This window comes from Sphingopyxis sp. SCN 67-31 (genome assembly GCF_001725095.1).
This window is the reverse complement of sequence record NZ_MEFH01000013.1, coordinates 67,282-79,174: the sequence shown is the minus strand read 5'-3', so window position 1 is coordinate 79,174 and position 11,893 is coordinate 67,282. Positions and strand designations below refer to the sequence as shown.

The following is an 11,893-nucleotide window of genomic DNA, read 5'->3' as shown; positions in this document are numbered from 1 at the left end:
CCGGCGATCGCGAAGTCGCGCGCCTCGACCGGGAAGCCGAGCCGCAGGTTGGCGTCGACCGTGTCGTAGCCCTGATCCTGCAACGCATAGGCGCGCAGCTTGTTGACGAGGCCGATGCCGCGCCCTTCCTGCCTGAGGTAGAGCAGCACCCCCCACGGCGCGTCGGCCATCGCGTGGAGCGCGGCGTGAAGCTGCGGCCCGCAATCGCATTTGAGGCTGCCGAGCACGTCGCCGGTCAGGCATTCGCTGTGCAGGCGGACGACCGGCGGGTTGGCGTCGCGCCGGCCGATGACGAGCGCGACATGGTCCGACGCCTCCTCGGGGCTGCGGAAGGCAACGATCTCGGCGGTCTCGCTCGCCGCGACGGGCAGGCGCGCGCGCGCGGCGATCGCGAGACGCGCGGGGTCGAGCAGCGCGGCGACGTCGCCGTCGGTGCATTCGGCCTCGACGCCGCCGGCGGCCGGACGCACGAAGAAGGCGGGAAGCAGGCCGGCGTGGCGCGCCATCGTCATCGCCGCGGCGGCGGCCGCTTCGCCGCCGGTGGCGACGGTGCGGAACGGCCCCTTGAGCGGGTGCGCGAGGTCGAGCGCGGGATCGGCGACGGCGAGCGCGGCGGCGACGCTGTTGCCCGCGCCGGCGAGCCGCACCGGCCCCGGCGTCGCGGCCGCGCGCTGGTTGGTGAGCTTGAGCGTCACCGCGCGCTCGCCCGACAGCAGCATGTCGGCACCGCCGAATTCGGCGAGCGCCGCATCGGAAGCGCTTTCGACCGCGAGCAGGTCGAGCGCCCCGTCGGCGGCGCCGACGCGCAGCGGCCAGCCGCGGCGCAGCGCGTCGATCGCGCGCGCGGCGCGGCGCGCGCCCGCGGCGGCGGCGTCGCTCAAAAGGCGAACTCCGTGATCAGCGGAATATGGTCCGACGGCCGCTCCCAGCTTCGCGCCGGCTGGACGACGCGGTGCGCCTGCGCGCGGTCGCCGAGGTCGGGCGTCACCCACATATGGTCGAGCCGGCGGCCGCGGTTCGACGCCGCCCAGTCCTTCGCGCGGTAGCTCCACCAGGTGTAGAGCGGGGTCGGGGCGGCGATGAAGCGGCGGCCGAGATCGACCCAGTCCGACGCCGCCTGCAGCCGCGCCAGCGTCTCGACCTCGATCGGGGTGTGGCTGACCACGTCGAGCAGCGCTTTGTGGTTCCACACGTCGCTTTCGAGCGGCGCGACGTTGAAGTCGCCGGTGAGCACGGTCGGCTGGTCGAGCGCGCCCGCCCAGTCGGTCATGCGGCCGAGGAAGTCGAGCTTTTGCCCGAACTTGGGGTTGAGCGTCCGGTCGGGAATGTCGCCGCCCGCGGGAATGTAGACATTGTCGACCCGCACGCCCGACGGCAGCGTCACGCCGACGTGCCGTGCCTCGCCATTCGCCTGCCAGTCATATTTGCGCACGTCGGTCAGCGGCAGCCGGCTGACGATCGCGACGCCGTGGTGCATGCGCTGGCCGTTGGTGACGATGTGGGTGTAGCCGAGCCGGTGGAACATGTCGGCGGGGAAGAGGCCGCATTCGACCTTGGTTTCCTGAAGGCAGAGGACATCGGGCGCCTCTTCGCGCAGCAGCTTCTCGACGATGCCGATGCGGGCGCGGACGCTGTTGATGTTCCAGGAGGCGATGCTTGTCATGCGGCGGCTCTATCGGGGGCGGATGCGGTTCGCAATGCCGGGCAGCCCGAAGAAGAGCGAGAGCCATGGCCCGGAAAAACATAAACCCCCGTCCCAGGGGCGGTGGGACGGGGGCTCAAGGTCAGCGTTCGTCACGCTCTTGAAAGAAGGTGCCGGGCCATCCGGATGGGGCAACAGGGGGAAACCCAAAACCGGGAGCCGTGTTGGCGCCTTCGAGGGTTGGAATAGCCGCTTTTCCCTGTCGCCAAGCTGAACGAAACGGCGCCCTGCCAGCCTGTGCCTTCCGTTCGTCGGCGCCAGAACGCCGCTCGTCGAACATCGGCCCGCCTTCCCGTGGGGAAAGCGGGCCGGTGCCGCGCGACGATGGGCAGATGGGGGCGGGATGGACCGGAAAGAGTGCGCGTCAGCGGCCGCCGCGCTTCTTCGGGCGCGGGTCGGTCCAGCGGAAGGCCGAATCGGCCACCGCGACGTTGAACTTCTGGTTGCTGAGGTCGATGCGGGTGCGGTTGTTCTGCGAATCGAGCGCGACCCAGCCGCGCAGGCGCAGCCCCGCCGGCGCCGCCGCGTCGCGGATGAACACCATCGTGATCGTGCCATATTCGGGGCGCTTCGGATCGTGGACCTCGACGCTCAGCACGTCGCTGCTGTCGGTCGGCAGCACCTTCGCATATTTCGACAGGTCGCGGTCGGGGTCGAGCAGCGCGCCGAGCGGCGAATTCTTCACCGGCCAGCGCTGTACCTGCTTCACCTCGTAATCGATCATCGTCAGCGCGCTGCCGTCGCCGACGATCAGCATCGGCACGCCCTTCTGATACTGGAAGCGGATCTTGCCGGGGCGCTTGAGGGTCAGCGCGCCGGACAGCCGCTGGCCGTTGCGGTCGGTCTGCACGAAATCGGCGGTCATCGAGCTGGTCGACTTGAGGTGCGCCTGCACCGCCGCCAGCGTGCTCGACGCCTGCGCAATCGCCGGGGCGCCGGCGGCAAGGCCGACGACCGCCGCGGGCGCGAGCGTCCAGGCGGCAAGGCGGGTCAGGCGGCGGCGGAAGGTCTGTTCGGTCATCGGGCTCTCGTCATTGTGGAATCGGTCTGTGAATCGGGTCGTTATCTGGACGCAAGGCCTTGAACCGGCCCTGAACCCCGCGTCCAGCCTTCCAGCCGTCATTGCGAGGAGCGTAGCGACGAAGCAATCTCCTGCCGTCGTCCGGCCTTGCCGATCGCTGGAGATTGCTTCGTCGCCTGCGGCTCCTCGCAATGACGCGGGGGTATTCGTTCAAATCGCGGGCGGGCGCTTCGGTTCCGTGTTCCGCTATCGCGGCTGGCCATATTGATCGGTCAGCACGTCGCGCCGCCCGACATGGTTGGGCGGGCTCACCAGCCCTTCCTCCTCCATCCGCTCGATCAGCCGCGCCGCGCTGTTGTAGCCGATGCGCAATTGCCGTTGCAGCCAGCTCGTCGAGGCCTTCTGGCTCTCGGCGACGATCTGGCACGCCTTCGCATACATGCGGTCCTCGGCGCTGTCGCCGCCCGCCGGGGCGCCCTCCATCGCGAAGCCGCCGTCCTCGGGCTCCTCGGTGACGCTCTCGACATAGTCGGGCGCACCCTGGCCGCGCCAGTGATCGGCGACCGCGCGCACCTCGTCGTCGGAGACGAAGGGGCCGTGGATGCGGGTGATCTGCTTGCCGCCGGGGACGTAGAGCATGTCACCCTTGCCGAGCAATTGCTCGGCGCCGCCCTCGCCCAGGATGGTGCGGCTGTCGATCTTCGAGGTGACGTTGAAGCTGATGCGCGTCGGCAGGTTCGCCTTGATGACGCCGGTGATGACGTCGACCGACGGACGCTGCGTCGCGAGGATCAGGTGGATGCCCGCCGCGCGCGCCTTTTGCGCGAGGCGCTGGATCAGGAACTCGACCTCCTTGCCCGCGGTCATCATCAGGTCGGCGAGTTCGTCCACCACCACGACGATCTGCGGCAGCGGCTGATAGTCGAGCGTCTCCTCCTCATAGACCGGCTGGCCGGTGTCGGGGTCGTAGCCGGTCTGGACGCGGCGCCCGAGCGACTTGCCCTTGGCGAGCGCGGCGCGGACCTTGTCGTTGTAGCCCGCGAGGTTGCGAACCGACAGCGACGACATCATCCGATAGCGGTCCTCCATCTGCTCGACCGCCCATTTGAGCGCGCGGATCGCCTTCTTGGGCTCGGTGACGACGGGTGCGAGCAGGTGCGGGATGCCGTCGTAGACGCTGAGTTCCAGCATCTTCGGGTCGATCATGATCAGCTTCACCTGATCGGGGCCGAGCCGATAGAGCAGCGACAGGATCATCGCGTTCAGCCCGACCGACTTGCCCGAGCCGGTGGTGCCGGCGATCAGCAGGTGCGGCATCGGCGCGAGGTCGGCGATCACCGGGTCGCCGCTGATGTTCTTGCCCAGGATGATCGGCAGCGATCCCGTCTGCTCCTGAAACAGCGCGCTGCCGATCATCTCCGACAGCACGACCGATTCGCGGTGCGCGTTGGGCAGTTCGATGCCGATCACGGTTCGCCCGGGGATCGGCGCGATGCGCGCCGACAGCGCCGACATGTTGCGCGCGATGTCGTCGGCAAGGTTCGACACGCGGCTCGCCTTGGTGCCCGGCGCCGGCTCCAGCTCGTACATGGTGACGACGGGGCCGGGGCGGACCGCGGTGATCACGCCCTTGACCTGAAAATCCTCGAGCACCGATTCGAGCAGGCGCGCATTGCGTTCGAGCCCCGCCTTGTCGACCTGGCCGGTCGGGCCTTCGGGCGCCGGGGCGAGCAGGTCGAGCGAGGGGAGCTGGTAATGGGTGAACAGCTCGGTCTGCGGCTTGGGCTTGGGCTTCGACGGCGTCGAGCGCTGCGCGGGATCGGCGATCTCGGGCGGCGCGCGGTCGCTCGGTTCGGCGCGCGGACGCGGGCGGATGACGCGCTCGACGAGGTTGGGTGCCTTCGCCTCGGGCTCCCTCAGCCGCGCAGGTTCGAGGACGCGAGCGCCCTCAGGCGCGGGCAGGCGGAAGCGCTGGTGCCAACCCTTTTCGAGCCGCAGCGCGCGCCACGCGAGCCACAGGCCGAGCAGAACGAGCAGCAGGATGGTGCCGAAGCGGATCAGCGCCGCCGCCGGCTCTCCCGCCTGATCGAACAGCGGCGCGATGGCGCCGCCGACGATCAGTGCGAGCAGCCCGCCCCAGCCGGCGGGAAGCGCCGCGCCCGAAGCGGGCGCCCACAGCTCGATCCCCAGTCCGACGAGCAGCACGCCCGCGAAGGCATAGGCGAGCTGGCGCGGCCAATAGGGCTGCGGCTCGCCGATCCACAGCCGCCACGCGATCAGCCCGAACAGCGGGACGAGCAGCGCGATCGGCGCGCCGCCGACCGACAGGCCGAGGTCGGCGAACCAGGCGCCGGTGCTGCCCATCCAGTTGGCGGCGTGGCCGCCCGCGGCGGTGTTGAGCGCCGCATCGGTGCTGTCGTAGGTGAGGAGCGCGAGCGCGAGGAACAGGGTGAACAGCGCGAGCGCGGCGGCGGCGGCGATCACCAGCGATCGCGCGATGCTCTGCTTGAAAAGGGTGCGCCAATCGGCCTTTGCGGCGACGGGCTTGCGGCTGGCCATGCTGGTTTCGGTCCCCATCAAAGTGAATTCCGGCGATATGCGCATGCGCCGGACTCGCCGTCAAGCAGCCCACGGCGAGGTGCGCGGGGTCGCGGCACGGATCGAGCGAATGGCGGACCGCATCGGGCAACGCTATGCCGCGCGGATCATGCAGGACAGCGAAAAATCGCTGCGCGGTGCGGCGTGGCGCGGAATCGGGGCATGTCGCCGGGCGGGGCGGGTATCTACGGGCTCCGGATGGACAAATCCCGCGATCTTCGAACCGGCTGCTTTGGGGTGGGAAGCCGTCCTTCACCCTCGTCATGCTGAACTTGTTTCAGCATCCATGACCCGCCCTCTCGTCGAACGCGGCGCCATAAGGAAGCGACAGACCATGGACCCCCGGATCGGGTCCGGGGCAGGCTCTGGAACAAGTTGGCATATATACCCTTCAGGCAAAGCAGGAGCTGTTCCCCGACGAAAGCCGGGGTCCAGATGGCATGGCGCCGCCCCGCATGGACCCCGGCTTTCGCCGGGGAACGGTGACTTGTCGAAAAGGGATAATTGCCAGACAAGTTCCGGGTGACGAAAGATCAGATGTCGCCTTCGGTCGGCACCAGCTTATCGAATTTGTCCCCTGCTACCCAGAGTTTGTGCTGTTCAGACCGAACCCATCGTCGGCCTTCGGGGCGCGAAAGGCGATCTTCGTGTGCGCCCGCTTCCCAATCGCGCCGTTGCGGTCTAGGGCAAAGGCATGAGCGAACCCCTGCGCAGCGATGTCCTGATCTCGGGCGGCGGCCTCGTCGGCCAGGCCCTCGCCCTCGCCCTCGCCCATCACGGCCTGTCTTCGCAGATCGTCGACCCCGCCGACCCGGTCGCGACGATCGCGCCGGGCTTCGACGGGCGCGCCTCGGCGATCGCGAGCGCGGTGTGGCAGATGTTCGGGGTGATCGGCGTCGCCGACCGGCTGGCGGCGCACGGCTGCCCGATCCGCGCGATCAAGGTCAGCGACGGCGGGCAGGCGGGCGAACTCGATTTCGTCGCTGCCGAGGATGCCCCCGCGCTCGGCACGATGGTCGAGAATCGCCAGCTTCGCCTCGCGCTCGCGGCGGCGCTCGCCGATGCGCCGTTGGTGCGGCTGTTCATGCCGGCGAAGGTGGCCGACCGCGCGGTCGACGCGCACGGCGTGACGCTGACGCTCGCCGACGGCACGCGGCTGACGGCGCCGCTGCTGATCGTCGCCGAGGGACGCCGCTCGCCGACGCGCGACGCGGCAGGCTTCACCATCGCCAATTGGTCCTATCATCATCACGCGATGATCGGCGCGGTCGCGCACACGAAGCCGCACGATCGGGTCGCGCACGAGATATTCTTTCCCTCGGGTCCGTTCGCGCTGCTGCCGCTCGTCGACGACGAGCAGGGCCGCCATCGCTCGGCCTTCGTGTGGACCGTGTCCGAAAAGGACGGCCCCGCCTTTGCGAAGCTGGGTGATCGCGGCTTCCTCGCCGAGCTGGGCAAGCGCGCCGGCGGCATTCTCGGCGACATGGAACTGGTCGCGCCGCGCATGACCTATCCGCTCGGCTTCCACCACAGCGCGCGGATCGTCGCCGACCGGATCGCGCTGGTCGGCGATGCCGCGCACGGCATCCATCCGATCGCGGGGCAGGGGCTCAACCTGGGGCTGCGCGACGTCGCGGCGCTGACCGAGGTGCTGGTCGAGGGCGCGCGGATCGGGCTCGACCTCGGCGATGCGGCGCTGCTCGCGCGCTACCAGCGCTGGCGCGGTCTCGACAATCTGATGGTCAGCCTCGCGACCGACGGGCTGACCCGTCTGTTCGGTATCCCCGGCCGCCCCGCCTCGCTCGTCCGCCGCGCCGGGCTGGGCGCGGTGCAGCGCATGCCGCTGCTCAAGCGCTTCTTCATGGACGAGGCGCGCGGCGAGGCGGGCGACCTACCGCGCCTGCTCGCGGGGGCGGAGATCTAGGGTCCTGACCCTAGTCCGGGCGGAAGCCGGACAGGATGACTTCGCTCGACGCGGACGGGTTTAAGGCAGGTCTCATCCGGCTCTACGTATTATCCCTTGGTCGCGCGGCAGGCCGCGATTCAGCATGATGTCCTATCCCGCCGGTAACGCAGTCGTTACCGGGAGGGGCGCATGTCGGCTAAGAGCGAGGCGATCGAGGCTGCGGCGGAGGCGCTGATCGCGGCGCGCGCCGAATGGGAGGCGGCCCCCGGATCGCGGACGCGCGCCGGAGTCGACCGCGCCTTCGCCCGGCTGATGGCGCTCGCGGCGCCGCGCATCCGCTATTTCATCCGCGCCCATGGCCTTTCCGATGTCGCTGAGGATGCCGAACAGGCGTGCGCGATCGCGCTGCACTGCGCCATCGAGCGCTACGATCCGCGGCGCGCGCGCTTCGCCACCTATATGGCGTGGCCGATCCGCGCCGAATTGCAGGCGCTGCGCCAGCGGCTGCGCGGAGGTCAGCGCGGCGGGTCGGCGCGGGCGAACGTCCCGCTCTCGCTCGATGCACTGGCGGGGGAGGGCGCCGACGGCTGGCTCGCCGACCCGCAGGCCGAAGCGGCGACCGAACGGGCGGCGGCCGACCGCCTGGCCGATGCCGCCGCCGACCGCCTCGTCGCGGCGTGGTCCGCGCGGCGGCGGCTGGCGCCCGGTGCGCGGGGCTCGCACCGGACCGACGCCCGCCTCGCCGCCGAGGAGGCGCTCGTCCGCCGTCATCTCCTGCCTGTCGAGGCGGGGCCGCGGCTTTGCGAAAGCGACCGCCACATCGTGCGCCGCGCGCTCGCCGACATCGCGCGCCACGCGGCGGCGGGCTGAGCCGCTAGAGTGCCGGTTTTGATTCAATCAAAACCGTCACTCCAGATTGTTTTTTTTGCGCTTTCCGAGTCGTCAGGCGGTTCCGCCTGACTTGAAAACACTTTATTGCAGCGTCGCGCGGCCGTCGTCGCTGTCGAAGCGGCCGAAGAATTGCATGAACTGGATGACCAGTTCGGCGCGTGCGCCGACCGGCGTCACCTCGAGCAGCGCCTGCTTCGCCGCGGCGTCGAAGGGGGCGACCTGTGCGATGCCGTTGACCAGCGTCGCATCGTCGAGCTGGCTGACCGAATCCCAATCGACGACATAGCCCTGGCGCTGCGCGAAACGCTTCGCCTCGCGCTCGAGGCTGGCGCGCTCGACGCTGGACAGCACCGCCTCCTCCTCGCCTTCGACCTCGATCTCGGCTTCGACCTGACGAAAGGGGGTGGTGACGTCGAGCTCGCGGCGGATGCGAAAGCGCGCGACGCCCTCGAGGACGAGGTTGAAGCGCCCCTCGTCGAGCGCCTCGACATCGACGATGCGGCCGACGCAGCCGATGTCGTAGAGCGCGGGGGGCTCGCGATCCTCCTCGCCCGGAATCTGGCGCGGCTGGATCATCCCGATCTGCCGGTCGCGCGCCAGCACCTCCTGCACCATCGCCTTGTAGCGCGGCTCGAAGATGTGGAGCGGCAGGTGCAGCCCCGGGAACAGCACCGCACCGGGCAGCGGAAAGATCGCGATCCGCTGGATGGTGAGGGGCGCGGTTTCGTCCATGCCCGGCCTAACCGAAGAGGATCAGCGACAGGCGGCGGCGCTGCGCCGCGACCCAGGCGTCTTCGAGCCCGACCGCCTCGAACAGCGATAGCAGCTTCGCGCGCGCCGCGCCGTCGTTCCATTCGCGGTCGGCGGCGATGATGTGGAGCAGATTGTCGGCCGCTGCGTCGCGCTGTCCGGCGCCGATCTGCGCCACCGCGAGATCGAAGCGCGCCTGATGGTCGGCGGGCTCGGCGGCCACTGCGGCTTCGCGCGCGCCGAGCTCGCCCGCGTCGGGCGCGTCGGCGGCGAGCGCCAGCGCGCTGCGCGCCTGCGCGATCGCGGGGTCGCCGGCGATTTCGGCGGGCAGCGCGTCGAGCACGCCCTGCGCACCCTCGCGGTCGCCCGCGAGCAGCATCGCGCGGATCAGCCCGCCGTGCGCGGCGGCGTTGTCGGGCGCGATCTCGACGATCTGGCCGAAGATGCCGACCGCGCGCTGGCCGTCGCCCTCGGCGAGCACCGCCTCGCCCATTTCGAGCAGCGGCGCGATCTCGACCGCGCGGGCGCCCGCGTCGCTTTCGATCGGAAGCTGCGCGAGGAGCTGGTCGAGCATCGCCTTGAGCTGGCTCTCGCTGCGCGCATTGGTCAGGTTGGCGACCGGCTGGCCCTGGAAGATCGCATAGACGGTGGGGATCGACTGGACCTGGAACTGGCTGGCGATGAAGCGGTTCGCGTCGACGTCGACCTTCGCCAGCACGACGCCCTTGTCGGCATAGTCGGCGGCGACCTTTTCGAGCACGGGGGCGAGCTGCTTGCACGGCCCGCACCATTCGGCCCAGAAATCGAGGATGACGAGCTTGCTCATCGAGGGATCGACGACGTCGCGGCGGAAGGCTTCGACGGCTTCCTTGTCCTGCGCATTGAGACCGAGCGTGGCCACGGATGATTGCTCCTGCTTGTGTCGTTCTGCCGGGTCCGGTGCGGCGGTTGCAGCGCCGGGCCGGACTGTGTCGATCCGCTTATGTGGGAATTGAAGGCGGCTTGCCAACCCTTGCGCGAAAAAGCGCAAACAGGGCTTGCCGACTCTCCGAGCCGATGCTAATCGCGCGCCTCACCCGTTGCCAAGGTTGGGGTCGAGGGTTCGAATCCCTTCGCCCGCTCCAGTTTTTCCTAACATTTTCAGATGTTTGCCGGGCAGATCCGGCATATTACGCGGCGTTACGCGGGCCGATTTTTGTCTCGCGTAACCACTACGTAATATCGCTGGAGCGAGCGTTCGCGCTGGTCTGGCGTGCCATCGGCGGGTTCGGGCTTGTGGGCCCATCAAATTCAGATGGGGATTCGGTTGGCGTAACGGCTTGATCCGAAGCCCCATTCGTTCGACTGGACGTCGCACGCATTCGGGCCGGTCGCTTCACCTGCATAATTGCAAATGATAGTCGTTCTCGATAAAGCGCGACATCTTTCGCCGTCGCGAGTGGGGAATCGAGATGCAATCCAAGCAAAAGTTTATTCTGACCGGTGTGACCTTTGGGGCCGCGGGGATGATGGCATCCCCGGCGCTCGCTCAGACGATGGACGTGACTATTACCATTCCGCGGCTGACGGTCGCGGAGTACCATAAGCCCTATGTCGCTCTCTGGATCGAGCAGGCGGGCAAGCCCGCGCGCACGATCAACGTGTGGTACGACACCGGCAAGAAGAATAATGCCGGCATCAAGTGGCTGCGCGACATGCGCCAATGGTGGCGCACGGTGGGGCGGACGACGCCGACGCCCCCAAATGGCGTGACTGGTGCCACGCGCGCGCCGGGTGCCGCGAAGATCAGTTTCACTTCGGGCAAGGGCGGCATGCCCGTGCTCACGGCCGGTGCCTACACGCTGGTCGTCGAGGCCGCCCGCGAAGGGGGCGGCCGCGAGGTGGTCAAGGTTCCGTTCACGGTATCGGCCGCTGGCACCGCCAAGGGGAGCGGCAAGGGAAGCTTTGAGCTGGGTGCGGTCAGCCTGACCGTGCGTCGTTGAGCGAGGGGGACGTCATGCTGAAGTCGCGCAAATCACTCCTGCTGCTCGCCGCCGGCGCAGCGCTTGCTCTTTCGCCGGTCGCGCAGGCGCGGCAATGGCTGCTGCCCTCGGAAACGATGTTCACCGGGGCAGGCAACGAGTGGCTTACGGTCGATGCCGCCAACTCGACCGACCTCTATTATTATGACCATCCGGGCCAGGCATGGGATGCGGTGGTCACCGCGCCCGACGGCAGCGTGATCCCGGTCGAGAACCGCATGGTCGGCAAGCTCCGCCAGGTCTTCGACGTGCCGATCGCGCAGGGCGGCACCTACAAGATCAGCGTCACCAACGACATGGTGATGGGCAGTTACATGCTCGCGGGCGAGAAGAAGATGCTGCCGCGCGGCACGACGCCCGCCAATCTCGCCGCCGCGATCCCGGCGGGTGCGACCGACGTGCAGACCGCGGAGGCCAATAACCGCATCGAGACGTTCGTGACGGCGGGTGAGCCGACCACCAGCGTCTTCACGGCGGGCGGCAAGGGGATCGAGATGATCCCGGTCACCCACCCCAACGATCTCGCGGTCGGCGAGGAAGCAACCTTCCAGTTCATGCTCGACGGCAAGCCCGCCGCGGGCATCGACGTGGTCGCCATCCCCGGCGGCATCCGCTACCGCGCCGACATCAAGCAGATGGATGCGAAGACCGACGCTGAAGGCAAGGTCAGCTTCACCTGGCCCGAGGCAGGCATGTATTGGGTGAGCGCCAGCATCGGTGGGCGCCGCGGTGGCGGTGAAGGCGCCGGCGGCCCGCCGCCGGCGACGCCGCCGCAGCCCGAGGCTCCGCAGCGCCGTGCTTCCTATGCAATGACGGTCGAGGTCCAAGGCTGAGCCCCACCCGTTCATTGATCTTTCATCGCTGATCGATCATATGGTGGCCATGCGGGCCGGGCCCCTCTGGCGATCCGTCTTCAGGCGGTCGTGATGTCGGACCGCATCGAGCAAGCTCGATGCAGGTCCATCATTATCAATTTCTCAGGACATCTGTTCGTGCTGCTCGTT

At 68.9% G+C, this 11,893-nt stretch carries 10 protein-coding genes; 4 read left to right on the top strand and 6 right to left on the bottom strand.

The features are described 5' to 3' along the window. From ribA to ABS88_RS01720, 4 genes are all read right to left on the bottom strand, one after another. The coding region (ribA, locus tag ABS88_RS01735; protein ID WP_286748841.1) for a GTP cyclohydrolase II RibA at positions 1 to 881 on the bottom strand (881 nt) is incomplete at its 3' end. Next, positions 878 to 1,663 carry an exodeoxyribonuclease III gene (locus ABS88_RS01730; RefSeq protein WP_286748840.1) on the bottom strand — a complete coding sequence of 262 codons (786 nt, stop codon included), beginning with the start codon at positions 1,661 to 1,663 and terminating at the stop codon, positions 878 to 880. The genes ABS88_RS01730 and ribA, both read right to left, overlap by 4 nt. A 403-nt stretch (positions 1,664 to 2,066) precedes the next feature. Next, the gene (locus ABS88_RS01725; RefSeq protein WP_067186326.1) at positions 2,067 to 2,723 is read right to left on the bottom strand and encodes a LolA family protein; all 657 of its coding nucleotides are present in this window, start codon (positions 2,721 to 2,723) and stop codon (positions 2,067 to 2,069) included. Between the two features lie 246 nt (positions 2,724 to 2,969). Next, positions 2,970 to 5,282: an FtsK/SpoIIIE family DNA translocase gene (locus ABS88_RS01720; protein ID WP_502686130.1), complete on the bottom strand. Its 2,313-nt coding sequence runs from the start codon at positions 5,280 to 5,282 to the stop codon at positions 2,970 to 2,972. Between the two features lie 733 nt (positions 5,283 to 6,015). Here ABS88_RS01720 and ABS88_RS01715 point away from each other — a divergent pair. Beyond that, positions 6,016 to 7,245: an FAD-dependent monooxygenase gene (locus ABS88_RS01715; protein ID WP_067113312.1), complete on the top strand. Its 1,230-nt coding sequence runs from the start codon at positions 6,016 to 6,018 to the stop codon at positions 7,243 to 7,245. 171 nt (positions 7,246 to 7,416) lie between these two features. Continuing rightward, complete coding sequence (locus ABS88_RS01710; protein ID WP_286748836.1) at positions 7,417 to 8,097, top strand: sigma factor; 681 nt, start codon at positions 7,417 to 7,419, stop codon at positions 8,095 to 8,097. Positions 8,098 to 8,199: 102 nt separating this feature from the next. Here ABS88_RS01710 and ABS88_RS01705 read toward each other — a convergent pair whose 3' ends face one another. Both ABS88_RS01705 and ABS88_RS01700 read right to left on the bottom strand, forming a co-directional pair. Next, positions 8,200 to 8,850 carry an LON peptidase substrate-binding domain-containing protein gene (locus ABS88_RS01705; RefSeq protein WP_286748835.1) on the bottom strand — a complete coding sequence of 217 codons (651 nt, stop codon included), beginning with the start codon at positions 8,848 to 8,850 and terminating at the stop codon, positions 8,200 to 8,202. Positions 8,851 to 8,857: 7 nt separating this feature from the next. Then, positions 8,858 to 9,769 (bottom strand): tetratricopeptide repeat protein, encoded by a 912-nt coding sequence (locus ABS88_RS01700; RefSeq protein ID WP_286748834.1) that lies wholly within the window; start codon positions 9,767 to 9,769, stop codon positions 8,858 to 8,860. 550 nt (positions 9,770 to 10,319) lie between these two features. Here ABS88_RS01700 and ABS88_RS01695 point away from each other — a divergent pair. Together ABS88_RS01695 and ABS88_RS01690 are read left to right on the top strand one after the other, a co-directional pair. Beyond that, positions 10,320 to 10,850 (top strand): DUF2271 domain-containing protein, encoded by a 531-nt coding sequence (locus tag ABS88_RS01695; RefSeq protein WP_286748833.1) that lies wholly within the window; start codon positions 10,320 to 10,322, stop codon positions 10,848 to 10,850. 14 nt (positions 10,851 to 10,864) lie between these two features. Beyond that, on the top strand, positions 10,865 to 11,722 hold the full coding sequence (locus ABS88_RS01690; RefSeq protein ID WP_286748831.1) for a DUF4198 domain-containing protein: 858 nt from the start codon (positions 10,865 to 10,867) through the stop codon (positions 11,720 to 11,722). Positions 11,723 to 11,893: the final 171 nt, after the last annotated feature.